The following is a 22,987-nucleotide window of genomic DNA, read 5'->3' on the forward strand; positions in this document are numbered from 1 at the left end:
GCGCCATGGCCAAGCAGTCGCCGCAGTCGTTCGTCACTCTCCTCGGCGAGCAGGTCCGTCACGAGTTCACCGCGAGCCAGCAGTACATCGCCATCGCGGCCTGGTTCGACGACTCCGACCTGCCTCGCCTCGCCGAGCGCTTCTATGCGCAGAGCGTCGAGGAGCGCAACCACGCCATGATGATGGTGCGCTACATGCTCGACCGTGACTGGGAGGTCGAGATCCCCGGCGTCGACGCGGTCCGCAACGACTTCGTCAAGCCGGCCGAGCCGATCGCGCTCGCCCTCGCGCAGGAGAAGAAGGTCACCGAGCAGTGCGAGGCGCTGTTCCGCGCGGCGCGTTCCGAGGGTGACGTCCTCAGTGAGCAGTTCATGCTGTGGTTCCTCAAGGAGCAGGTCGAGGAGGTCGCCTCGATGAACTCGCTCCTCACGATCACCGAGCGTGCCGGCGACGACTGGTTCCAGGTCGAGGAGCACCTCGCCCGCGAGAACCAGGCCGAGCCCACCGACAGCTCCGCCCCCGAGGCCGCCGGCGGCGCGCTCTAGTCGAGCGTCTCGACGAACGACCGGGCCGCGTCGACGAGCGGTCCGGTCACCCGGATCGTGTGCTCTCCCACGACCGCGGTGACGTATGCCGTCCGCTCCGGTCCCAGCGCCGTGCGCACCTCCGCGGGGGTGCCGAAGGGGTCCCGCTCCCCCTGCACGACGTGCAGCGGGATGCCCGCCTCGACCGGTTGAAGGAGCTCGTCCGCCCGGGAGGTCTCCGGCTTGCCGGGCGGGTGCAGCGGGAACGACAGGCAGAGCACCCCGTCGGCGTCGAGCGTCGCCGCGGTCCGGCACGCGACCCGGGCGCCGTTGCTCTTGCCGGACAACACGAGCGGACCGGGCAGCCGGCCGCGACCAGTGCGCAGTGACTCGACCACAGGGAGCCAGGCGGCGTCCTGCGGCACCGGACGCGGCGGCATACGGCGACCGGCGACACCCCACGCCTGCTGCACGAAGGCGACCGCCCACCCCGCGTCGACGAGACCGTCACGGACGGCGAGCAGGTCCCCGCCCGTGAGGCGACCACTCGCGCCGTGGGTGAGCACGACGGTCCCGCGAGCGCGCACGGGACGGCTGACGTGGGCGTGCGCGACCCCGAGCGGGGTGTCGATCTCGACGAGCCGCGTCGTCGTCATGAGGGGCTGCCGATGATCTCGCCGGTCGTGGGGTCGACCACGCCGTGCAGCTCGGATGCCGGCAGCGGGTCGAGGAGCTGCGGCCCGTTCGAGCGGTTGCTGCTCACCGCGCGCGAGACCGGGTATGCCGTGAAGCGTCCCGGCCGCCGCGGCTCGAGGAGCGCGGCGACAGCTCCGGTGTCGGTGAGCGTCGGGTCGAGCCACTGCTCCCAGTCGGCGCGGTCGAGGACGAGGGGCTGGCGGTCGTGGATGCGGTCCAAGCCCGGCTCGGCGGCGCTCGTGATGATGGTGAACGTCGTCAGCCAGGCGGCCGGGTCGTCGTTGTCAGCGACCGACGGGTCACGCCAGAACTCGTAGAGCCCGGCGAACGCGCAGCTCTCGCCGTCGGCCCGGTGGGTGAAGAACGGCTGCTTGAGCGGCTTGCCCTTGGCGTCCGTCGCGGTCGGGGAGACCTGCCACTCGTACCACCCCTGGGCCGGGACGAGGCAACGGCGGCGTGCGGCCGCCGTGGCGTAGGCCGGCTTCTCGAGGACGGTCTCGGCGCGGGCGTTGATCATCCTCACCCCGCCCTTGGAGTCCTTGGCCCACGCGGGGACGAGGCCCCAGGTGAGGAGCCGGAGCTGGCGGGTCGGCGCGGCACCTTCCTCACCACGGGGGACGCGCGTCAGGACGACCGGCGCCTGCTTCGTCGGCGCCATGTTGTGGTCCGGCGTCCCGGCTGGCGGCGACTGCGGATTGGCCAGGATGCTGCGGGTCGGGTCGCTCGTCCGATCGTCGTCGACCTCGAACTCGAGCGTGAGCTCGTCGGGGTTGGCCGTCGCCGCGTATCGCCCGCACATGGGACCCATCCTTCCACCGGACGGGGACAAGGGACGCGGGCCCGGCGTGCGGCGACTACGGTAGGAGAAGGTCCAGGAACCGAACCAGAAGTGAGGAGGACGCATGTCCCTCGTGCGTCGCATCGCCCGCCCCATGCTCGCCGCCATGTTCGTCGCCGGTGGGCTCGACCAGCTCAAGCACCCCGGCGCCAAGGCCAAGGCAGCCAAGCCGGTCGTCGACCAGGCGGCCAAGGTGGGCCTGCCGGACGACCCCGAGCTCCTCGTGCGCGCCAACGGTGTCGCCATGCTGGGCGGCGGTGCGCTGCTCGGGACCGGCACGCTGCCCCGACTGGGCTCGGCCGTGCTCGCCGGGTCCTTGGTGCCGACAACCCTTGCGGCACATGCGTTCTGGAACGAGACCGACCCGCAGGCCCGCGCCCAGCAGAAGATCCAGTTCCTCAAGAACCTCGGCCTGCTCGGTGGCGTGCTCCTCGCCGCGGTCGACACGGACGGCAAGCCGAGTCTGGCGTGGCGAGCCCGCCGCGCGAGCCACGACGCGCAGCGCTCGGTCAGCACCACCAAGCGTGAGGCCAGGATGGCGGCCCGCGCCGCGAAGCGTGAGGCCAAGCTCAAGGCGGCCCAGGCCAAGAATGCCCTCACCTGACCCATTCGACTGGTCTGCCCCTGCTGCCTCGGGCCCCGTCGACGCGACCGTCACTCTCCCGGGCAGCAAGTCGCTCACGAACCGGTTCCTCGTCCTCGCGGCCAGGGCGAGCGGGGTCTCACGCCTGCGCGATCCACTACGCTCCCGCGACACCCTGCTCATGGCGCAGGCGATGCGCTCGCTCGGCGCCGCCGTCGAGGACGTCGAGGACGGGGACTGGCTCGTCACCCCCGGCGGCTCGACCGGGGATGCCACCGTGGACTGCGGACTGGCCGGGACGGTCATGCGGTTCGTCCCGCCGCTGGCTGCCCTGTCGTCGGGCGTCGTGCACTTCGACGGCGACCCCCAAGCCCGCACGAGGCCGATGGGACCGGCCCTCGACGCGCTGCGCGCGCTCGGGGTCGGCGTCGACGACGGCGGCCGTGGTGCCCTGCCGTTCGACGTCCTCGGCTCCGGTTCGGTGAAGGGCGGTTCGGTCACCCTCGACGCGTCGGCGTCGTCCCAGTTCATCTCGGCACTCCTGCTGTCCGGCGCCCACTACGACGACGGTGTGACCGTCCACCACGACGGCAAACCCGTGCCGAGCCAGCCACACCTCGACATGACCGTCGAGGCCCTGCGCGACGCCGGAGCCGACGTCGACGACAGCGAGCCGAACACGTGGCGGGTCGAGCCCGGCCCCCTCAACCCGCTCGACGTCCAGATCGAACCGGACCTCTCGAACGCCGCACCGTTCCTCGCCGCCGCCCTCGTCACCGGAGGTCGCGTGCACGTGCCCGGCTGGCCGCAGCACACGACCCAGGCCGGCGACGACATCCGCGACATCCTCGACCAGATGGGCGCGGAGGTCACGCTCGGCCGTGACGGGCTCACCGTCAGCGCTCCGGACGGGTTCGGAGGCGTCGACCTCGACCTCCATGACGCGAGCGAGCTCACGCCGGTGGTCGCCGCCCTCGCGGCCCTCGCCCAGGGACCGAGCATCATCCGCGGCGTCGCACACATCCGCGGGCACGAGACCGACCGGCTCGCTGCCCTGGCCCACGAGTTGACCGCTCTCGGGGCGACGGTGGACGAGACCGAGGACGGGTTGCGGATCAACCCGCGTCCCCTCTCCCCCGGCACGTTCCACACCTACGCCGACCACCGGATGGTCATGGCGGCCGCGGTGTTGGGGCTCGCGGTGCCAGGGCTCGTGGTCGAGGACGTCGGCACGGTCGCCAAGACGCTGCCCACCTTCACGGACCTGTGGGACCGCATGCTGCTTCGCGAGCAGGCCTCCGCCGCAACGGATTCCGTGCGCTGATGGCACGGTCGGCGCGGGACTACGACGAGTCCGACGTCCGGGTCCGCCCGAACAAGCGCGGCAGCCGTCCGCGCTCGAAGGACCGTCCGGCCCATCTCGACGCCGTCCCGGGCATGGTCATCGCCGTCGACCGTGGCCGCTACACCGTCCTCGTCGCCGGGGGCGCCGAGGACGAGCGCGTCGTCACCGCCATGCGCGCCCGCGAGCTGGGCCGCAAGGGCATCGTCGTCGGTGACGACGTCGCCCTTGTCGGGGACGTCACGGGTGACGACGGATCGCTCGCCCGGATCGTCCGGATCGAGGACCGCCGCACCCTGCTGCGCCGAACCGCCGACGACACCGACCCCGTTGAGCGCGTCATCGTCGCCAACGCCGACCAGCTCGTCGTCGTCTCGGCCCTGGCCAACCCCGAGCCGAGGCCGCGGCTCATCGACCGGTGCCTCGTCGCCGCCTACGACGCCGGTATGGACCCCCTGCTCGTGCTCACCAAGGCCGACCTCGCCGACCCCGAGCCGTTCCTGCGCGACTACGCCCCGCTCGAGGTCCGGGCCGTCGTGACAGCGACCCCCAGCGGTGACAGCGACGGCGGTACCGATGGGCTCGACGCCGTCCGGGACGCCCTGCGGGGCCGGGTGAGCGTCCTCGTCGGCCACTCCGGAGTCGGCAAGTCGACCCTCGTCAACGCCCTCGTCCCCGACGCTGCCCGAGCGACGGGTGACGTCAACGACGTCACCGGGCGCGGACGGCATACGTCAACGTCCGCCGTGGCACTGCGGCTGCCCGATGACGACGGGTGGGTCATCGACACCCCGGGGATCCGGTCGTTCGGGCTCGCGCACGTCGACCCCGAGCGGATCATCACCCACTTCCCCGACCTCGAGGCCGGCACCGAGGGCTGTCCTCGGGGGTGCACGCACGACGAGCCGGAGTGCGCCCTGGACGACTGGGTCGCGCAGGGGCACGCCGGCCCGGCCGGTGCGTCACGGCTGGAGTCGCTGCGGCGGTTGCTGCGGACCCGCAAGCCCCAGACCGGCGACTGATTGCGCAGGATTCGCGGGTCGCCTGCGAACTCTGCGCAATCAGTCGTGGCTCAGACGGGCGGGCGCGGGTTGTCGCCCTCGCGGTTGTCGATCATCCGTCCGACACCCGTGGGCTGGTCCTCGGGCGCGTAGCCGTCCGCGACCTCGGTCCGGTCGACCTCGGCGGTCTCGTCGTCGGGCAGGGCGCCGGGCGTCTGACCGAAGGCGTCCACGTCGACGGTGTCCGTCGTCGCGAACCGGGTGTCCGGCTCGACGTCGGTGACGTCGACGGTCTCGACGATGACGCGCGGCTCGGCGAAGAGGCAGGCCGACCGGTGCTCGCCGGCACCGTCCGGACGCGGGATGAGCTCGGGGTCCTCGACGGAGCAGACCTCCTGCGCCTTGAAGCACCGCGTGTGGAAGCGGCAGCCCGACGGCGGGTTCGCCGGCGACGGGACGTCACCGGTGAGGACGATCTGCTCGCGCTTGCCACGCATCGTCGGGTCCGGCACGGGAACGGCCGACAGCAGGGCCTGCGTGTAGGGGTGCGTCGGGCGCTGGTAGATCTCGGCCTCGGTGCCGAGCTCGACCATGCGACCGAGGTACATCACGCCGACGCGGTCGGAGATGTGCCGGACGACCGAGAGGTCGTGCGCGATGAAGATGTAGGACAGGCCGAGCTCGTCCTGCAGCTTCTCCATGAGGTTGATGACCTGGGCCTGCACCGACACGTCGAGCGCCGACACCGGCTCGTCACAGATGAGCACCTTGGGCTTGAGCGCGATGCCGCGGGCGATGCCGATGCGCTGGCGCTGGCCGCCCGAGAACTGGTGCGGGTAGCGGTTGATGTGCTCCGGGTTGAGGCCGACCATGTCGAGGAGGTCCTTGACCGCCTGCTTTCGGCCGCCCTTGGGCACGACGTCCGGGTGGATGTCGAAGGGCTCCCCGATGATGTCGCCGACCGTCTTGCGCGGGTTGAGCGAGGTGTACGGGTCCTGGAACACGATCTGGATGTCGCGGCGCAGCTTGCGCATCGCCGAGCCGCTCTGGGCATACATCTCGACGCCGTCGAAGTTCACCGTGCCCGACGTCGGCTCCTCGAGGCGCATGAGCACGCGGCCCAGCGTCGACTTGCCACAGCCGGACTCGCCGACGATGCCGAGGGTCTCGCCGCGGTGCAGCTCGAACGAGACCCCGTCGACGGCCTTGACGTGCCCGGTCGTCGTGCGGAGGATGCCGCCCTTGATCGGGTAGTGCTTGACGATGTCATCGGCCTTGAGGATGACGTCAGCCATTGAGGACCTCCTCGGCGAAGTGGCAGCGGGACTCCTGGTTCCCGACGCGGCGCAGCTCCGGCTCCTGCTCGCGGCAGATCTCCTGGGCCATGCGGCAGCGCGGGTTGAACGCGCAGCCCGGCGGGATGCGCATGAGGTTCGGCGGCAGGCCACCGATGGCCGCGAGGGTCTGGCCCTTCTGGTCCAGGCGCGGGATCGACTCGAGCAGGCCCCGGGTGTAGGGGTGCGCGGGCCGGGCGTACAGGTCGTCGATGTCGGCCTTGGCGACGATGCGCCCGGCGTACATGACGGCGGCCCGGTCGGCGACGTCGGCGACGACACCCAGGTCGTGGGTGATGAGGATGAGCCCCATCTGCCGCTCCTCCTGGAGCTCGGCGAGGAGGGCCATGATCTGCGCCTGCACGGTGACGTCGAGCGCCGTCGTCGGCTCGTCGGCGATGAGCACCGCCGGGTCGAGCGCGATCGCCATGGCGATCATGATGCGCTGGCGCATGCCGCCGGAGAACTGGTGCGGGTACTGCTTGACCCGCTCCTTGGCCGCCGGGATGGCGACCCGCTCCATGAGACGCACCGCCTGGGCGTAGGCGTCGGACTTGTTCATGCCCCGGTGCTGCCGGAACATCTCGCCGATCTGCCAGCCGACGGGGAACGTCGGGTTCAGCGAGCTCAGCGCGTCCTGGAAGATCATCGAGATCTCCGGACCGCGGACCTTGCGGCGCTGCTCCTCGGGCATCGTCAGCAGGTCGTGCCCGGCGTAGCGGATCGCGCCCTCCGGGATGACGGCCGGCGGCATGTCGAGGATGCCCATGATGGCCTGGGCCGTCACGGACTTGCCCGAACCGGACTCGCCGAGGATCGCCAGGGTCTCGCCCTGGTGCAGGTCGAACGACGCGCCGTTGATCGCGCGGGCGATGCCGTCCGGGGTGTGGAACTCGACGTGGAGGTTCTCGACCTCGAGCAGCCGACCGTTTGCGTCGGGCTGGTACTGCGACTGCGGCGCAGCGGACTTCGTTGTGGTGCTCACGTGTGACTCCTCGCGCTCATCGAGACTTCGGGTCGAAGGCGTCACGCACGGCGTCGCCGAGCATGATGAACGCCAGCACCGCGAGGCTGAGGAACAGGCTGGGGAAGAGAAGGATGTGCGGGTAGGTGCGGATCGCGACGAGCGCGTCGGAGATCGCGACACCCCAGGAGATCGCCGGCGGGGTGAGCCCGATGCCGAGGAACGACAGGGTCGCCTCCGCGACGATGTAGGCACCGAGGTTGATCGTCGCGACGACGATGGCCGGGGCCAGCGCGTTCGGCAGGATGTGCGAGCGGATGATCCGCCACGGGCTCGCGCCGAGGGCGCGGGCCGCGAGGACGTACTCGTTCGGCTTCACCTGGAGCACGCTCGAGCGCATGAGCCGGGCGATCGACGGCCAGCCGAAGATCGTCAGGGTGAGCACGACCTTGCCGACGATGACGAAGTACGGCGTGTTCGCGTCGTTGGGGAAGCTCGCCATGAAGAGGATGCCGCCGAGGAGCAGCGGGATGGCGAAGAAGATGTCCGTGATGCGCGAGACGACCGCGTCGACCCAGCCGCCGTAGAAGCCGGCGATGATGCCGATGACACCACCGACGAGAAGCGTCGCGATCGACGTGCAGATGCCGACGATGATCGAGGCGCGGGCGCCGTAGATCGTCCGGGAGTAGATGTCGTAGCCCTGGCCGTCCGTTCCGAACCAGTGCTCCGCACTCGGCCGCTGCCGCACCCGGCTGATGTCGCCGTAGGTCGGGTCCTGGTTGGTGAAGAGCGAGGGCCAGATGGCCATGAGGACGAACAGGACGATGAGGACCACGGAGGCCCAGAAGAGCTTGTTCTTCTTGAGGGCCCGCCACGCGTCCTGACCCAGCGACCGCGCCTCGCCGACCTCGTCGGGGGCGGTGGGCTGCACTCCGGCAGCGATGGTGTCAGTCATGGCTGATCCTCGGGTCGAGCACGCCGTAGAGCAGGTCGACGAGCAGGTTGACGAGCAGGTAGACGATGACGAGCACGGTCACCGCGGAGACGACGGCGACGCCGTCACGCGAGTTGATGCTCCGGAAGATGTAGCCACCAACGCCCTGGATGTTGAAGATGCGCTCGGTCACGATCGCGCCACCCAGCAGGGCACCGAAGTCGGCACCGATGAAGGTGATGACCGGGATGAGCGAGTTGCGCAGGGTGTGCACGCCGACGGTGCGCTGCTTGGACAGGCCCTTGGCCGCGGCCGTCCGGACGTAGTCCGCACGCAGGTTCTCGACGAGGTTCGTGCGCGTCAGCCGGGCGACATACGCGATCGACAGCGCGCCAAGCACGAACGCCGGGAGGACGAGCGACCACGTCGAGGCATCGAGGCTCGGGACGGTGGCCGGGAAGATCCCCCACTTGATGCCGAGGGTGTACTGCATGAACACACCGATGACGAAGACGGGGATGGAGATGACGAAGAGGGTGCTCACCGTGACGAGGTTGTCGATGAACCTGCCCTTGCGTACTCCGGCGAGCACACCGGCGAGGATGCCGATGATCGCCTCGAACGCGATCGCCATCACGGCCAGCCGGCCGGTGATGGTGTAGCGCTTGGCGAGGTCCTCCTTGACGGGGATGCCGTAGTAGTTCGTCCCGAGGTCTCCCTGGACGAGCTTGCCGAGGTACTTGCCGTACTGCACGGGCAGCGGGTCGTTGAGGTTGTGCTCCTCGCGGAACTTCGCGACGTACTCCGGCGAGCAGGGGCGCTCACCACACTTGCCGGCCGTCGGGTCTCCGGGCAGGGCGAAGACCATGGCGAAAATGATGAAGGTTGCTCCCAGGACCACCGGGATCATCTGGAGCAGTCGCCTGACGATGTACTTGCCCATGTCACCTCCTGTGGTCAGGTTCGGCCTCGACCCGGGGTGACGGGCGGGCACGGTCGATGCGTCGGCGCATCTCGTGGGGGTCTGTCATGGCCTCGTGGGCCGACCAGAGAAGCAACATACCTGACGCGTTCGTGACGCTGAGGCAGGTCGCACTTCTGGTGGAGGGGCCGGCTGGAGCAGGCCCCGGGAGGGGGCCCCGCGCTCGGCCGGGCCCCGGCATGCTGTCGGCCTGCCGGCGAGTGCCGGCAGGCCGACAGCCTGCTCTGTATCGGGTCAGGTGCTCACCCGACACCGTGCGATCACTTCAGCGAGATGCTCGCGTAGTCCGGGACACCGAACGGCGTGATCTTGACGTTGGTGACCCTCTCGGACCAACCAGCCGTCGTGGTGGAGTACCACAGCGGGATGCTCGCCATGTCGTTGGCCAGCATCTGCTCAGCCTCCTGGTAGAGCTTGTTCGACTCAGCGGTGTCGGTCGCCGCAGCGGCCTCCTTGAGCTTGGCGTCGAACGCCGGGTTGGCGTAGTCACCGTCGTTGGACGAGGCACCCGTGGCGTAGATCGGGGTGAGGAAGTTCTCGATCGACGGGTAGTCCATCTGCCAGCCGGTGCGGAACATGCCCTTCATCTTCCGGTCGCGGATCTGCGTGCGGAAGGTCGAGAAGTCGACGACCGGGGTCGCGACGCACTCGACGCCGAGGGCGTTCTTGATGCTGTTGCAGGTGGCCTCGGTCCACTCCTTGTGCGACGCGTCAGCGTTGTAGGAGAGGGTGATCTTGCCGCCCTTGAAGCCGCCGGCCTTCGCCAGCTGCTCCTTCGCCTTGGCCGCGTCGAAGGTGCAGAACTCGCCGCAGACGTCCTTCTTGTAGCCGTCGACGACCGGGGAGACCCAGCCGGTGGCGGGCTCACGCGTGCCGTTGAAGACGGCGTCGATGATGCCCTGGCGGTCGATGGCCATGGAGATGGCCTTGCGGATCTCCGGGCCGTAGTTCGGGTCGACCTTGGTCGGCGCCGTGGTGATCGTCTGGATGACACCGACAGGCTTCTGGATGTTGCGGTCCGGAAGGTCCTGCTTGTACTTCTCGTCGACCTGGGCGCTCGCCGGGATCTCGTCCGTGAGGTCGAGCTGGCCCGCGAGGACGTCGGCGTAGGCCGCGTTGGCGTCCTGGTAGATCTTGAAGGTGATGGTGTCGGCCACGCCCTTCTTCTCGCCGCTGTAGTCGGCGAACTTGGAGAGCTTGATCTCGGCGTTCTTCGTCCAGTTGTCGACCTTGTACGGGCCGGCGGCGATCGGCTTGTCACCGAACGTCTTGGGGTCGGCGAAGAAGGCGTCGGGCTGCGGCGCGAAGGCCGTGTAGCCGAGGCGGATCGGGAGGTTGGCGACCTTCTCGGCCGTCTTGATCGTGAACGAGTAGTCGTCGACGACCTTGAGACCGGTCATCTCCTTGGCCTTGGGCTCGGGCGCCTTCTGCGGGCCCTCCTCGCCGTCCGGGTCCTCGGACTGGAGGTCCGCGTAGCCCTCGATCGGCTCGAAGAAGTAGGAGCTGACCTGCGCGTTCGGACCGTATGCCGTGTAGTTCCAGGCGTCGACGAAGTTCTTGGCCTTGACCTCGGTGCCGTCGTGGAACTTGTAGCCCTTCTTGAGGGTCACGGTGAAGTTCTGGTTGTCCGTGGTCTCGATCTTCTCGGCGATGTCCATCTCGGGCTGCGCCGTGTCGACGTTGTACTTGACCAGCTTGGCCGTGATGACGTCGAGGACGTTGCCACCACAGGTCTCCGACGTGTTGCCCGCGACGAGCGGGTTCTCCGGGTTGCAGCCGCGGACGGTGATGTCGCCGCCCGTCTTCGCGGCGGCGTCCGTGTTTTCGCCGTCGTTGCCGCCGCCACCACAGCCGGCGAGCACCAGGGCTGCCGCCGAGATACCGGCAACGGCCACCTTGCGAGTGGTTCCTCGCATGGATGTCCTCCTACGTGTCAATCCGCCCCAGGGAAGCGACGGACGTTTCAAAGAGAGCCGGGCCCGGTCGGGCGGCTCCGCGCCCTCGTGTGCGACGGCGCGGTCCCATGTAAGACCAGATCGGGGGCATCTGGGGACGGTGTGACCGAGCCGAGACCCGATTGTGACCCTCGTGACGTCCGCCGGTCTCCGTCGTCCGACCGATACGGTGACGCACGTGCCGAGCTACGACGACGACCTGCGCCTCGCCCATGTCCTCGCGGACGCCGTGGAGCGCGTGACGCTCTCGCGCTTCCGCGCCGAGGACCTCCAGGTCGAGTCCAAGCCCGACCTCACCCTCGTCAGCGACGCCGACCGCAGCGCCGAGGAGCTCGTGCGATCCCAGCTGAAGCGGACGCGTCCGCGCGACGCCGTCGTCGGCGAGGAGATGGAGCCCACGGGTCACGGGCCGCGCCAGTGGGTCATCGACCCGATCGACGGCACCCACAACTTCGTCCGCGGCGTGCCCGTCTGGGCGACGCTCATCGGCTTGGTCGACGCGGGACGCGCCGTGCTCGGTCTCGTCGCAGCGCCGGCCCTGGGCCGCCGGTGGTGGGCGGCCCAGGGTAGCGGCGCCTGGGCCGGGCGCAGCCTCACGTCGGCCAAGCGCCTCCAGGTGTCCGGAGTGAGCCGGTTGTCCGACGCCTCGCTCTCCTACAGCTCGGTCACCTCGTGGGAGGCGGTCGGTCGGGAGGAGGCGATGCTCAACCTCGCCCGCGACTGTTGGCGCGAGCGCGCGTTCGGCGACTTCTGGTCCTACATGCTCCTCGCCGAGGGCGCTGTCGACATCGCTGCGGAGCCCGAACTGGGACTGCACGACATGGTTGCGCTGGCCCCGATCGTCACCGAGGCGGGCGGCCGGTTCACGTCGCTGCGTGGCGAGGACGGTCCCTTCGGCGGCAATGCCGTCGCGACCAACGGGCTGCTGCACGACGAGGTCCTCGGCCGGATCGGCTTGTGAGACAGGTCAGTTCGGGACGACGGTGACCGGTCCGAGGCCGAGCCCCTCGATGCCGTCGCGAAGGCTCGCCGCGTCGCCGACGACGACGATGACCCACTCGCCCGTCACGACGCTGTCGTATGCCGTCCGCAGGCGGTCTGCGTCCAGCTCGCCCATCGCTGCCAGCGTCGTGGTCTGGAAGTCCAGCGGGAGGCCTTCGATCGCGAGGGCCGAGGCCTCGTCCGCGACGGTGTCCGCGGTGGCATAGCGCCCCGGAGCGGTCTGCACGACGAAGTCGACGCCTGCTCGGATCTCCTTGTCGGAGAAGCCTTCCCGCGCATCGTCGAGGATGCCCACCAAGAGACGCAGGGCATCGACGGTGGAGTCGGCCCGTACGGAGCCGGCCGTGACGAACGAGCCTCCCCTCGCCCGCGGCCGGAAGCTGGACCGGATGCCATAGGTGTAGCCCTTCTCCTCGCGCAGGACGGCGTCGATCCGCGCGTTCGGGGCACCGCCCACCATGAAGGACAGGACGGGGTAGGGAGCCCAGCCGTCCGGGGTCGACCGGTCGGGGCCGGGGACGGCGACACCGAGCTCGCTCTGCACCGAGCCGGGTCGGTCGACGAGCACGACCCGGGTGCGGCCGCCGGCGGGCACCGGCGCCCGCGGCGGTGTGGCCGGGACCTGGTCCGGGTTGACCCACTCCCCCAACCCCTCGGTCACGAGACCGTCGACGTCGACACCGGCGAGGTCGCCGGCCACGACGAGCGTCGCCTCGCGCGGTCCGACGTGGGTGCGGTGGAAGGTGACGATGTCGTCCCGGGTGATGGCCGAGACGGTGTCATGGGTGCCGGCTGCCGGACGGGATGCGCGGTCGTCGCTGGACCACAGTCTCGCGCTGAGCTCGCGCGCCGCCCGGTGCGGGGCGGACGCGCGCTCCTGCTCGATCTCCGCGAGGCGGCTGCGCAGGATCCGACGCACCTCGGCCTCCGGGAAGGCCGGCTCGGCCAGGGCCTGCCGGAGCAGGTCGAGTGCCTGGGGCAGGAAGCGCTGCGGCACGTCGACGTCGACACTCAGTGCGCCGTCCGAGGCGGAGGCGCCGAGCGCCATGCCGGTGCGCTCCATCAGCTCGGCGAACTCGTCGCTCGTGTGCCTCGCCGTGCCCTCATCGAGGAGGCGCGCCATCATCACGGCGACACCTTCACGATCACGAGGCTCGTCCGTGAGCGAGAGGGGCACGACGAGGCGCAGCGAGATGACGTACTGGCCGGGGACGGCATACGAAAGAACGCGAATCCCGTTGTCGCTCAGCGACTCCCGCGGCATCGGGAAGGCCCACGGGCGCGGCGGCGCGACTTCGGGACGGGGAACGTCGACGGTCATGCGACCTCCTCCTTCTCGCCGGCAGCGAGGTAGGCGACGACCGCTCTACTGTCCGGCCGGAGCCAGGTCGCCGCGGCGTCGCGGACCTGCTCGGGGGTCACGGCACGCAGCCGGTCGAGGTGGGTGTTGACGCGACCGGGGTCGCCGTGGAGCAAGGCGTAGCTCGACAGGGCGTCGGCTCGCTCCTCCTGGCTGGCGAGCATGGAGAGCCACGAGCGCTCGGCCTGCGCCAGGGCGGCGTCGAGCTCGGCTTCCGTCGGCCCGTCCACCGCGAACCGCTCGAGCTCTTCGAGCACCGCTGCCTCGACCGCCGCGGTGTCGGCCTCGGGTACGACGTCGAGGACGACGAACCCCAGCGAGACCCCGTCGACGAACCCCCACGCGGTCGCGTGGACGCCGAGCGCGATCTGCTCACGGCGCACGAGCCGGCGCACGAGTCGGGACGAGGCGAGGCCACCGAGCGCGTCGAGGGCGAGCGAGGCCGCGTCGAACTCCGGCGTCTCGTCGACGGGCAGCCGGAACGCGAGGTGCAGCCGGTCGTTCGGCACGTCCTCGGTGCGCTCGAGCCGCACCGGAGCAGCGAGCGGACCGAGCGCGTCCACCGGCCCGCGCCGGTCACGCGGGTTCGCGGCGATGTGGCCGAAGTAGCGCTCGACGAGCGCGAACCCGTCCTCCACCTCGATGTCGCCACAGAGCGTGACGACGGTGTTGTCCGGCGCATAGTGCTCGGTGAAGAACGCGTGGACGTCCTCGACACTCGCCGCGTCGAGGTCCTCCATCGACCCGATCGTCGGGTGGTGGTAGGGGTGCCCCTCGGGGAAGACCGTGGCGTAGACGTCGGTGAGCGCGTTGCCGTAGGGCTGGTTGTCGTACCGCTGGCGCTTCTCCTCCTTGACCACGTCGCGCTGGTTGTCGAGGTTGGCCTGGTTCACCGCGTCGAGGAGGTGGCCGTGCCGGTCCGCCTCGAGCCAGAGCGCCAGCTCGAGGGCCCCCTTGGGCACGGTCTCGAAGTAGTTCGTCCGGTCGAACCACGTCGTGGCGTTGAGTCGCCCGCCCTGCGCCATGAGCGCCTCGAAGTGCTCACCGCTCGCGACACTGCGCGAGCCCTGGAACATCAGGTGCTCGAAGAGGTGGGCGAAGCCGGTCCGGCCCGGCGTCTCGTGCCGGGAGCCGACGCCGACCCAGATGTTGAGGGTGACGTTCGGGACGCTGGGGTCCGGCGAGACGACGACACGCAACCCGTTGGGCAGCGTGCGCTCGTGGACCGGGTAGTCGAGCGGCATGCCGCCACCCTACGTGGCGCTGCGCACGTCCTTCTCGAGCCCGGCGGCCGGCGGCTCGTGGTCCGAGGCGACGACCGGGAGCTTCGGCAGCTCGTCGGGCGACATCTTGCGGATGATGTTGCGGGCAAGGATCTGCTGCGCCGTCACGGTGCGCTCCGAGCGGCCGCGGCCGATGAAGCTGACCACCCAGTGCAGCAGGGTCGTGATGCGGTGCTTGAAGCCGATGATGTAGACGAGGTGCACCGCGAGCCACAGCACCCACGCGACGAACCCGGAGAAGCGCGCCTTGCCGATGCTCGCCACCGCACTGAAGCGCGAGATCGTCGCCATCGACCCCTTGTCGAAGTAGCGGAACGGCTCCGGCGCGGGCTTGCCGTCGAGCCGCGCACGCAGGTGCTTCGCGGCATACCGGGCACCCTGGATGGCCACCTGTGCAACACCGGGAAGGTTGTCCAGGGCGATCATGTCGCCGACGACGTAGACCTCGGGACGGCCCGGGAGGGTGAGGTCGGGGTTGACCTTGACGCGGCCGGCGCGGTCGAGCTCGGCATCGGACTGCTCGGCGAGCATCGCGCCGAGCTCGGAGCCTTGGACACCGGCGGCCCACACCTTGGTGGCGGCCTCGATGCGGTGGTGCGCCCCGTCCTGGGTCTCGTACTCGATGCCGGTCGAGTTGATGTCGACGACCTTCGCGCCGAGCTCGACGTCGACGCCCATCTTCTCCAGACGAGCCTTGGCCGCTCCCCCGAGCCGGTCACCGAAGCTCGGCAGCACCTGCGGCGCGGCGTCGAGCAGGACGATGCGCGCCTCGCGGGTGTCGATCGACCTGAAGTCCCGCTTGAGGGTGCGGTGCGCGAGCTCGGCGATCTGGCCGGCCATCTCGACGCCGGTGGGACCTGCGCCGACGACGACGAAGGTGAGGTAGCGGTCGCGCTCGGCCGGGCTCGTCGCGAGCTCGGCGAACTCGAACGCCCCGAAGATCCGGCCGCGCAGCTCGAGCGCGTCGTCGATGCTCTTCATGCCGGGGGCGTACTCCGCGAACCCGTCGTTGCCGAAGTAGGACTGACCGGCGCCGGCCGCGACGAGCAGGGTGTCGTAGGGCGTGACCGTGGTGCGCCCGAGGACCTCGCTCGTGACCGTCTTCGCGTCGAGGTCGATGTCGACGACGGTGCCGAGGATGACCCGGGCGTTCTTCTGCTTCGCGAGGATCTCGCGGGTGCTCGGCGCGATCTCGCCCTCGGAGAGGATGCCGGTCGCGACCTGGTAGAGCAGTGGCTGGAAGAGGTGGTGCGTCGTCTTGGCGATGAGGGTGACCTCGACGTCGTCGCGGCGCTTGAGTGCCTGCGTGCCGAAGAGCCCACCGAAGCCGGAGCCGATGACGACGACGCGATGTTTCGTATGCCGTGCAGCCGGTGGGGTGCCCATCTGACCTCCTCGAACCTGTGTGTTCATTGTGTCAGGAGGTGTCCGCCCTCGGGAGCCCGGGGATGGCGTCGACGAGTGCCGCCGCGGCCCGCTGCAGGTGGGGCATCCGACTCGCCACGACGTCACGCCGGATCTCGAGCATGACCGCGGTGACGTCGGTGTTGCGCCCGAACTGGTCCAGCGGCACGTAGCAGCCAGCGAAGGGCGAGTCGAGGCCCACCTCGCCGGTCGGTCCCGCCGAGGACATCGCCGAGACGGCCGCGTCGACGAGCGCCGGCGGGGTGTGGAAGTCGTCGGTGCCGACGCACACCTCCGGCCGGGGCCCGTCGCCGTGGCGCTCGTACAACAGGGCCTCGACGGGATACGAGTGGACGTCAACGATCGTCACGGCACCCACGGCCTCGAGCCGCTCACGGACGAGTGCAGCGAAGGCGGCCGAGTAGGGCGCGAAGTAGCGCTCGACGAGCCCCTCACGCTCGCCCTCCGTCGGGGACCGCAGGACGCGCAGGTCGCTCGTCCCCTCGTAGACCGCCCCCATCCCGACCTCGTTCATCTCCTCACGCTCGTCGGGGAACCGCTCCGGGTCGACGACGAGTCGCGACAGCCGGTTGACGAAGATCCACGGACGGATCGCCGCGAGGTCGGCGGCGCCCGCGGCGACGACATCGGTGTCCGCGTCGGTCATGGCCGCGAGCTCGGCGGTGAGCTCGTCGTCGGAGAGCACGATGCCCGCCCGCACCTCGTCCGGGATCGCGGTCGACGAGTGCGGCACGTGCAGGACGACCGAGGAAGTGGGGTCCCCCGGGATGATCTCGAACGACGCCACGACGACTCCCCCTGCTCTCGACTGTCCAGTGCCCCCTCATCCAAACGCGGGTGACCGACACCGGAGGCGAGCTGCCCGGCATACGAGAACAGCCCCTGCCCGGCCCGACCGCACACGCCGCCCCCCACCCCCCACCGCACACACCCCCGGGAACGGCGACGACCCCCTGACCAAGTGTCCCGGTCAGGGGGTCGTACTCGTAGCGGGGGCAGGATTTGAACCTGCGACCTCCGGGTTATGAGCCCGGCGAGCTACCGAGCTGCTCCACCCCGCGTCGGATGAGGATCGTTGCGATCGCTCGGTCCCACTAGGTTACGCGACGGTGACCCGTGGGCCAAATCCGGTCGCCGGCGTCACGGGGAGCTGCTCGGGCTCGGGCTGGGGCTCGCCCCCGATGTCGCGGTCGGCGCCGGCGTGGCACCGGATGCCCCGAGCTGGGGCGCGAGCGCCCCGGCGCGGTTGATCGCGTCCTGGAGGTCCTTCTGGGCCTGCCCGTATGCCGCGAAGTCGCCCTTCTTGAGCGCCGCCTGCCCGGCCGCGTTGGCGGCCTCGATGTCGCGGATGACCTCGGCCAGCTGAGCACTCGGCGACTGCGTCGAGGGAGGCTCGCCACCCGGCGGCGGGGAACCACCGCCGGTGTCGGTGCCGCTGTCCCCGGCGCTCGCCCCGGAGTTGCCGCCGAAGACGCCGTCGAGCGCCTGGTCGAGCGTCTCGCCCCACGCGATGCGCTTGCCGAAGACGGCGACGGTCGCCTTGTTCTGCGGGAACGACCCGCCCTCGCGGGAGGCCTGGACGTACATCGGCTGCACGTAGAGCAGCCCCTCGCCGACGGGCAGGGTCAGCAGGTTGCCGTACGTCAGGGTCTTGCCCGACTGTCGGTTCTGCGCGATGAACTGGCTGAGGTTGAGCGGCTCGCTCGGGCTCTGCGATCGCGCCGTCGAGACCTCGATCTGGTTCTGCACCTGGCCAGGACCGTCGACAGCGGTGTTGCGGGGCAGCTCCAGCAGCCGCATCGTCCCGTAGCTCTCGGACGGCTTGCCCGCGGTCGAGCCCGCGTCGGAGTCGACGGCGAGGAAGCCGCGCAGGATCTCGCGGCTGCCACCCGACGGGATGAACGTCGTCGTCAACGAGAACGCCGGCGCCTTCTGGTCTGGCATCGCGAGCGACTGGTAGTAGACCGGCTGGTCCTGGGTGGCGTGCGTCGGGTCCTTGGGGACGCGCCAGAAGTCGCCACCGCCGTAGAACGAGTTGGCGTCCGTGACGTGGTAGCTCGACAGCAGCTGCCGCTGCACCTTGAGCAGGTCCTGCGGGTAGCGCACATGCGACATCAGCTGGGCCGACATCTCCGACATGGGCGAGACCGCCTCGGGGAACGCCTTGCTCCACGCCTTGAGGATCGGGTCCTCGGTGTCCCAGCCGTAGAGCTTGACCGAGCCGTCGAACGCGTCGACCGTCGCCTTGACCGAGTTGCGGATGTAGTTGATCTTGCCGCGGCCCGCGACGACGACGCTGTTGGCCCGCTGGCTCACCGAGTCCGACGTCGCCTGCTCGAGGTCCTCGAGCTTGCTGTTGGGGTACTGCGCCGTCGTCGTGTAGGCGTCGACGATCCACTTGATGCGGCCGTCGACCAAGGCGGGGTAGGCGTTGCCGTCCAGGGTCAGCCATGGCGCGACCCGCTGGACCCGCTCGCGCGGCGTGCGGTAGTCGAGCAGCCGGGACTCCGGGTTGACCGCGTCCGACAGGAGGAACTTCGGCTCGCGGTACTTCACGGCATACGCGAGCTTGCGACCGAAGGACCCGATCGCGACCCCACCCTTGCCCTCGTAGGTGTTGTTGGCCTGACCGCCCTCGCCCTGGTCGTCCGGGTAGTCGAACTCGCGCGGCTTGGCGCCCTCCGGAGCACCCACGATCGAGTACTGCGTCGACTCCTCGCCGAAGTAGATTCGCGGCTCGTACTCGACGCCACCCGGACCCTTGGTGGAGAACCCGCTCGTGAAGAACTGCGGGTCTCCCTCGCTCGTGCGGCGGTTGCCGTAGGCGCCGATGAAGCCGAACCCGTGGGTGTAGACCGTGTGGTCGTTGAGCCAGTTGCGCTGTCCGTCCGGAACCCCGTCGAGGCGCAGCTCGCGGACGGCGACGACGGAGTCGCTCTTCTGGCCATCGATCGTGTAGCGGTCGACGTCGAGGATGTCGGGGAACGCGTAGTACTGTCGCAGGCCCTCGAACTGTCGGAAGGTGGGCGAGACGACGTTGGGGTCGACGAGGCGGATCCCGGGGATCGTCTCGGCGTCCGCGCGCAGCTGACCCGGGGCCGCGTCGGTCGTCGCGGCGTAGGGCGTCTTCTTGATCCCGTCGAGGCCGTATGCCGTGCGCGTCGCGTCGATGTTGCGCTGGATGTACTGCGCCTCGAGGGACTTCTCCGAAGGCCGGACCTTGAGCGACTGCACGGCTGCGGGGTAGAGACCGCCGGCGACGACGGAGAGCACGGTGAGCAGCCCGACGCCGACGAGCGGCAGCCGCCAGCTGCGGGTCCAGATCGCCGCGATGAAGAAGCCGGCGCACATCAGGGTTGCGACGGCGAGGATGGCCTTGATCGGCAGCACCGCGTTGGCGTCGGTGTAGGTGATGCCGGTGATGAGCCGCGACTCGCTCGTCGTGAGGCTGTAGCGGTCGAGCCAGGAGGACGCGGCCCGCACGAGCGCGAGCAGCGAGGCCAGCGTGGCGATCTGGACGAACGCGGCACGCGTCGTCCGGCCACGACCGGGGAGCTGCAACCCGCCATAGACGTAGTGGGTGAAGGCGGCCGCGATGAGCGCGAGGACGAGGACGATGGTGAGGAAGCCGACGAGGAAACGCAGCCACGGCAGGGTGAAGACGAAGAAGCCGACGTCGAGGCCGAACTGCGGGTCTTTCGTGCCGAAGGGGACGCCATTGCGCCACAGCAGGAACGTGCGCCACGCACCCATCGCGGCGGCCCCGGCGAGGAGGCCGAGCACGCCCGGGACGACGAAGGTGGCCAGCCGGCGCAGGGGGTCCAGCGCCTCGCGGTACTGCGCCAGCACCTGCGCCGACGGCGTCTGCGGGAACGTCAGCGGCCGCGTGCGGTAGGCGATGACGAGGCTGGCCGCGACGGCGCCGGCCGTGATGACGAAGGCCCCGACGAAGAGGATGACCCGGGTCCAGAGCTGGGTGAGGAAGACGTCCCGGAAGCCCACCGACTCGAACCACCAGAGGTCCGTGAGCAGGCCGGCTCCCATGAGCAGGAGCAGCCCCAGGCCGGCGAGGATGCCGACGGTGATGCCGAGCGGACTGCGCCGACGCGGGCCGGAGCCGCCGGGCGAGCCGGGGCGGCCACCGAAGCCCGGGACGCGGGGACCTGCGGGTCCGCCGGGTCCCCCGGCGCCTGCGGGACGTCGCCCGGGGCCCTCACCGCGACGTTCACCCGCGCCGGATCCATTGTCGGCGTCGTCGGGGTCGATTCCGTCGAACCACTCTGACCGGCTCACGTCACAGGCTCCAGATCGGTGTTGCGGCCCGGCCGTGCCGGGCCCTTGAGGGGCACAGCCTAGGTGGCGAAGTTGAGTGCGGCACGATGGGTCCGTGACTTCGCCCACCCAGCCCGTGACCGATCCGCTCGCGATCGCCGCCCTCGACACCGAGCGTCACGTCGCGGCCGCCGGCTGGGACCAGCCGCCCCGGCTCTTCGCCCTCGTGGACACCGCCGACCTCGTGGCGCGCGAACCGCAGCTCGCTGCCGGTCTCGGCGCGGCCGACCGCGCCGAGGGTGCGCTCACCGCGATCGAGCAGGAGGAGCTGCCGGAGGCCGACAGCATCGAGGCCCTCCTCGGTCAGATCGCCTGGCCGGACACGGTCACCGGGTGCGCCTTCGTCCTCGAGCGGCTCGTCGTGCCCCCGGACGCCGAGCGCGACCTGCCCGAGGACCAGGACGCCGCCGTCGAGGCGCTCGCGGCACACCCGGACCGCCGCGACGTGCGCCTCCTCGCTGCGGTGACGCGGGACGGGCGCAGCATCTGCCTGCTCCGTCAGCGTGACCACGACAGCGACGACAAGGTGGCCACCGGTCCGGACATCGCACCCGGCCTCGTCGCCGCGCTGCAGGCGACATTCGCCGACTGAGACTTCGCGGTGCGCGGTGGGCGGACGGCATACGGCGTGATCGTGTCCCCATCCCTCCACTTGGGTGAGTTCGGGACACACCCGTCCAATTGGGTGAGATCGGGACACACCCGTCCAATTGGGTGAGATCGGGACGGCGAAGGTCAGGGGGAGCTCGCGCAGGACGGGAGGTCGTTGCCCTTGCCCGCGGCAATGGCCTCGACGGCGTCGAGTGCCTCGGTGAACGTGCCGACGCGCACCACCCGCAGCCCGTCGGGGACGTGGCCGACGACCTCGCCGCAGTTGTCCTCAGGCGCGAGGAACCACTCGGCTCCCCCGTCCTTGGCGCCGGAGAGCTTCTGCCGGATGCCGCCGATCGGACCGACCGTCTCGTCGGGGCTCATCGTGCCGGTGCCGGCGATCTGCTTGCCGCCGGTGAGGTCTCCCGGGGTGAGCACGTCGTAGACCGCGAGGCTGAACATCGTTCCGGCGGAAGGGCCCCCGACTCCCCCGGCGGTGATCGTCACGTCGACCGGCAGCTCGTAGTCGCGGCCGAGGAGGACGCCGATGATCGTCGTCCCGTCGTTGTCGCGGGTGGGGACCGAGAGGGTCTGCTCCTTGCCGTCCCGGCGCACGACGACGCTCACCGGGGTGCCGGCCTTCGTGGCGCGCACGGCCCCCTGGACGGCGCTCGCGTCGTCGGCGGGCTTGCCCGCGACACTGACGAACTGGTCCCCCGCCTTGAGGACGCCCGTGGCGGGCGAGCCCTCGGGCACCTGCGAGACGACGACCTTCTCGGGCACGGTGCGGCCGGTCTCGCGCAGGGCGACCGCGGCCGCCACCTCCTGCGAGTCCACCATCTCCGCGGCGTTCTCCTGCTGGATCTGCTCACGGGTCGTGGCCTCGGGGTAGATCTGCTCGCGCGGGAAGATCTCGTAGTCCTTGCGCAGCGCCGCCTCGGCGAGGTCGAACGCGTTGACGCGCACGCCGGGACCACCGACGACGCGGACCGTCGTGAAGTCCAGCGTGCCCTTGGCCGGGTATGCCGTGGCCCCCTTGACCTGGATGATCGGCTTGCCGTCGAGCTCACCGAGGGTGTTGGTCACGGGACCGGGCTGGAGGACGACGTAGGGCAGCGGGATGAACGAGACGACCCCGCCGGCGACGATGAGGACGAAGAGCAGGGTGAGCAGGGTCGAGCTGCGACGCCCCACGGCATACGGGTCGGCCTGGGTGACCGGTCCCCCGACCGGTGACGTCGGTCCGTATGCCGCGTCGTGCGTCGGTGAGAGCGGGTCGCCACCGGGCTGGGTCGCCTGCGGGGTCCACGGCCGGTTGCGGCGCAGGCGCCTCACGACAGCCCCACCCATTCGGCGCCACCGTCACCGAGGTGCTGGTGCTTCCAGATCGGGACCTCGGCCTTGAGCGTGTCGATGAGATCCCGGCACGCGGTGAAGGCGGCGTCGCGGTGCGGGGCCGAGGCCGCCACGACGACGGCCACGTCACCGACGCCCAGGTGCCCGCTGCGGTGCACCGCCGCGAGACGAACGGCGCCGGACCGGGCGGCGACGGCCTGCGCGACCTCCGCGAGACGCTGCTCTGCCGACGGGTGGACCGAGTAGTCCAGGGAGTCGACCTCCTGCCCGCGGTCGTGGTCGCGGACGACGCCGAGGAAGACCGCGACTCCCCCACATGCGGGGTCCTGGACGGCAGCGACGACCTCGTCCAGCGAGAGGGCGTCCTCGCGGATGTCGGTCAGCACGACCTCGCCGGTCGCCGCTGCGGGTCCGGTGACGTTCTCGGGCACGCGCTCCTCCTCGGAACTATCGCCGGGCCATCCGTGGTTGTGTACTGATGA

20 protein-coding genes and 1 tRNA gene are annotated in these 22,987 nt (G+C 70.4%); 6 read left to right on the top strand and 15 right to left on the bottom strand.

Translation table 11 applies throughout. The annotated features are described in order from the left end of the window. Positions 1-5 precede the first annotated feature (5 nt). Positions 6-545, top strand: coding sequence for a ferritin (locus BCF74_RS03235; protein ID WP_106296516.1), 540 nt, complete (start codon positions 6-8; stop codon positions 543-545). On the opposite strand, the gene BCF74_RS03240 is transcribed toward BCF74_RS03235, so the two are convergent. Both BCF74_RS03240 and BCF74_RS03245 read right to left on the bottom strand, forming a co-directional pair. Next, positions 542-1,180, bottom strand: a complete 639-nt coding sequence (locus BCF74_RS03240) for an alpha/beta hydrolase family protein (protein WP_106296517.1) — start codon at positions 1,178-1,180, stop codon at positions 542-544. The genes BCF74_RS03235 and BCF74_RS03240 overlap by 4 nt on opposite strands. After that, positions 1,177-2,019, bottom strand: coding sequence for an SOS response-associated peptidase (locus BCF74_RS03245; protein ID WP_106296518.1), 843 nt, complete (start codon positions 2,017-2,019; stop codon positions 1,177-1,179). The genes BCF74_RS03240 and BCF74_RS03245 overlap by 4 nt, the downstream gene beginning before the upstream one ends. 103 nt (positions 2,020-2,122) lie before the next feature. Here BCF74_RS03245 and BCF74_RS03250 point away from each other — a divergent pair, with 103 nt between their 5' ends. The 3 genes from BCF74_RS03250 to rsgA are packed head-to-tail and all read left to right on the top strand — an operon-like array spanning position 2,123 to position 5,005. Continuing rightward, positions 2,123-2,662, top strand: coding sequence for a DoxX family membrane protein (locus tag BCF74_RS03250; RefSeq protein WP_245889183.1), 540 nt, complete (start codon positions 2,123-2,125; stop codon positions 2,660-2,662). After that, positions 2,649-3,965 (top strand): 3-phosphoshikimate 1-carboxyvinyltransferase, encoded by a 1,317-nt coding sequence (aroA, locus tag BCF74_RS03255; RefSeq protein ID WP_106296519.1) that lies wholly within the window; start codon positions 2,649-2,651, stop codon positions 3,963-3,965. Before BCF74_RS03250 ends, aroA begins: the two co-directional genes overlap by 14 nt. Then, on the top strand, positions 3,965-5,005 hold the full coding sequence (gene rsgA, locus BCF74_RS03260) for a ribosome small subunit-dependent GTPase A (RefSeq protein WP_106296520.1): 1,041 nt from the start codon (positions 3,965-3,967) through the stop codon (positions 5,003-5,005). Before aroA ends, rsgA begins: the two co-directional genes overlap by 1 nt. Before the next feature lie 50 nt (positions 5,006-5,055). Here the strand turns inward: rsgA and BCF74_RS03265 are convergent, their stop codons facing one another. The 5 genes from BCF74_RS03265 to BCF74_RS03285 all read right to left on the bottom strand — a co-directional run bounded on the left by BCF74_RS03265 (position 5,056) and on the right by BCF74_RS03285 (position 11,117). Next, positions 5,056-6,279 carry an ABC transporter ATP-binding protein gene (locus BCF74_RS03265; protein ID WP_106296521.1) on the bottom strand — a complete coding sequence of 408 codons (1,224 nt, stop codon included), beginning with the start codon at positions 6,277-6,279 and terminating at the stop codon, positions 5,056-5,058. Then, positions 6,272-7,303 carry an ABC transporter ATP-binding protein gene (locus tag BCF74_RS03270; RefSeq protein WP_106296522.1) on the bottom strand — a complete coding sequence of 344 codons (1,032 nt, stop codon included), beginning with the start codon at positions 7,301-7,303 and terminating at the stop codon, positions 6,272-6,274. Before BCF74_RS03270 ends, BCF74_RS03265 begins: the two co-directional genes overlap by 8 nt. A gap of 16 nt (positions 7,304-7,319) precedes the next feature. Continuing rightward, positions 7,320-8,240 carry an ABC transporter permease gene (locus BCF74_RS03275; RefSeq protein ID WP_106296523.1) on the bottom strand — a complete coding sequence of 307 codons (921 nt, stop codon included), beginning with the start codon at positions 8,238-8,240 and terminating at the stop codon, positions 7,320-7,322. Continuing rightward, positions 8,233-9,162, bottom strand: coding sequence for an ABC transporter permease (locus BCF74_RS03280; RefSeq protein WP_106296524.1), 930 nt, complete (start codon positions 9,160-9,162; stop codon positions 8,233-8,235). The genes BCF74_RS03275 and BCF74_RS03280 overlap by 8 nt, the downstream gene beginning before the upstream one ends. Before the next feature lie 299 nt (positions 9,163-9,461). Beyond that, on the bottom strand, positions 9,462-11,117 hold the full coding sequence (locus BCF74_RS03285) for a peptide ABC transporter substrate-binding protein (protein WP_106296525.1): 1,656 nt from the start codon (positions 11,115-11,117) through the stop codon (positions 9,462-9,464). A gap of 217 nt (positions 11,118-11,334) precedes the next feature. On the opposite strand from BCF74_RS03285, the gene hisN reads away from it, so the two are divergent. Further along, a complete protein-coding gene (hisN, locus tag BCF74_RS03290) occupies positions 11,335-12,117 on the top strand; it encodes a histidinol-phosphatase (protein WP_170070117.1) in 783 nt (260 codons plus the stop codon). A gap of 6 nt (positions 12,118-12,123) precedes the next feature. On the opposite strand, the gene BCF74_RS03295 is transcribed toward hisN, so the two are convergent. From BCF74_RS03295 to BCF74_RS03320, 6 genes are all read right to left on the bottom strand, one after another. Next, positions 12,124-13,479: a M16 family metallopeptidase gene (locus BCF74_RS03295; protein ID WP_106296526.1), complete on the bottom strand. Its 1,356-nt coding sequence runs from the start codon at positions 13,477-13,479 to the stop codon at positions 12,124-12,126. Continuing rightward, positions 13,476-14,762: a M16 family metallopeptidase gene (locus tag BCF74_RS03300; RefSeq protein WP_106296527.1), complete on the bottom strand. Its 1,287-nt coding sequence runs from the start codon at positions 14,760-14,762 to the stop codon at positions 13,476-13,478. The genes BCF74_RS03295 and BCF74_RS03300 overlap by 4 nt, the downstream gene beginning before the upstream one ends. A 9-nt stretch (positions 14,763-14,771) precedes the next feature. After that, the gene (locus tag BCF74_RS03305; RefSeq protein ID WP_218279190.1) at positions 14,772-16,187 is read right to left on the bottom strand and encodes an NAD(P)/FAD-dependent oxidoreductase; all 1,416 of its coding nucleotides are present in this window, start codon (positions 16,185-16,187) and stop codon (positions 14,772-14,774) included. A gap of 31 nt (positions 16,188-16,218) precedes the next feature. After that, positions 16,219-17,013 carry an N-formylglutamate amidohydrolase gene (locus tag BCF74_RS03310; protein WP_106296529.1) on the bottom strand — a complete coding sequence of 265 codons (795 nt, stop codon included), beginning with the start codon at positions 17,011-17,013 and terminating at the stop codon, positions 16,219-16,221. 200 nt (positions 17,014-17,213) lie between these two features. Then, positions 17,214-17,287: transfer RNA gene (locus BCF74_RS03315), tRNA-Met, on the bottom strand. A gap of 79 nt (positions 17,288-17,366) precedes the next feature. Next, on the bottom strand, positions 17,367-20,519 hold the full coding sequence (locus BCF74_RS03320; protein WP_106296530.1) for a UPF0182 family membrane protein: 3,153 nt from the start codon (positions 20,517-20,519) through the stop codon (positions 17,367-17,369). A gap of 94 nt (positions 20,520-20,613) precedes the next feature. Between BCF74_RS03320 and BCF74_RS03325 the strand changes: the two genes are divergently transcribed. Then, entirely contained in the window at positions 20,614-21,150 is a 537-nt protein-coding gene (locus tag BCF74_RS03325; protein ID WP_245889184.1) for a PPA1309 family protein, read from the top strand. A gap of 143 nt (positions 21,151-21,293) precedes the next feature. On the opposite strand, the gene BCF74_RS03330 is transcribed toward BCF74_RS03325, so the two are convergent. Both BCF74_RS03330 and BCF74_RS03335 read right to left on the bottom strand, forming a co-directional pair. Continuing rightward, positions 21,294-22,484 (bottom strand): YlbL family protein, encoded by a 1,191-nt coding sequence (locus BCF74_RS03330; protein WP_245889185.1) that lies wholly within the window; start codon positions 22,482-22,484, stop codon positions 21,294-21,296. Then, entirely contained in the window at positions 22,481-22,936 is a 456-nt protein-coding gene (locus BCF74_RS03335) for a molybdenum cofactor biosynthesis protein MoaE (protein ID WP_106296533.1), read from the bottom strand. Before BCF74_RS03335 ends, BCF74_RS03330 begins: the two co-directional genes overlap by 4 nt. Between the last annotated feature and the right edge of the window lie 51 nt (positions 22,937-22,987).

This window comes from Knoellia remsis (genome assembly GCF_003002895.1).
Classification (GTDB): Bacteria; Actinomycetota; Actinomycetes; order Actinomycetales; family Dermatophilaceae; genus Knoellia; species Knoellia remsis.

Bases quoted from the DNA above. Each gene is read 5' to 3' on its own strand.
- rsgA (WP_106296520.1), top strand. From the start codon at position 3,965: ATGGCACGGTCGGCGCGGGACTACGACGAGTCCGACGTCCGGGTCCGC.
- BCF74_RS03265 (WP_106296521.1), bottom strand. From the start codon at position 6,279: ATGGCTGACGTCATCCTCAAGGCCGATGACATCGTCAAGCACTACCCG.
- BCF74_RS03295 (WP_106296526.1), bottom strand. From the start codon at position 13,479: ATGACCGTCGACGTTCCCCGTCCCGAAGTCGCGCCGCCGCGCCCGTGG.
- BCF74_RS03245 (WP_106296518.1), bottom strand. From the start codon at position 2,019: ATGTGCGGGCGATACGCGGCGACGGCCAACCCCGACGAGCTCACGCTC.
- aroA (WP_106296519.1), top strand. From the start codon at position 2,649: ATGCCCTCACCTGACCCATTCGACTGGTCTGCCCCTGCTGCCTCGGGC.
- BCF74_RS03240 (WP_106296517.1), bottom strand. From the start codon at position 1,180: ATGACGACGACGCGGCTCGTCGAGATCGACACCCCGCTCGGGGTCGCG.
- BCF74_RS03275 (WP_106296523.1), bottom strand. From the start codon at position 8,240: ATGACTGACACCATCGCTGCCGGAGTGCAGCCCACCGCCCCCGACGAG.
- BCF74_RS03285 (WP_106296525.1), bottom strand. From the start codon at position 11,117: ATGCGAGGAACCACTCGCAAGGTGGCCGTTGCCGGTATCTCGGCGGCA.
- BCF74_RS03235 (WP_106296516.1), top strand. From the start codon at position 6: ATGGCCAAGCAGTCGCCGCAGTCGTTCGTCACTCTCCTCGGCGAGCAG.
- BCF74_RS03300 (WP_106296527.1), bottom strand. From the start codon at position 14,762: ATGCCGCTCGACTACCCGGTCCACGAGCGCACGCTGCCCAACGGGTTG.
- BCF74_RS03250 (WP_245889183.1), top strand. From the start codon at position 2,123: ATGTCCCTCGTGCGTCGCATCGCCCGCCCCATGCTCGCCGCCATGTTC.
- BCF74_RS03280 (WP_106296524.1), bottom strand. From the start codon at position 9,162: ATGGGCAAGTACATCGTCAGGCGACTGCTCCAGATGATCCCGGTGGTC.
- BCF74_RS03305 (WP_218279190.1), bottom strand. From the start codon at position 16,187: ATGGGCACCCCACCGGCTGCACGGCATACGAAACATCGCGTCGTCGTC.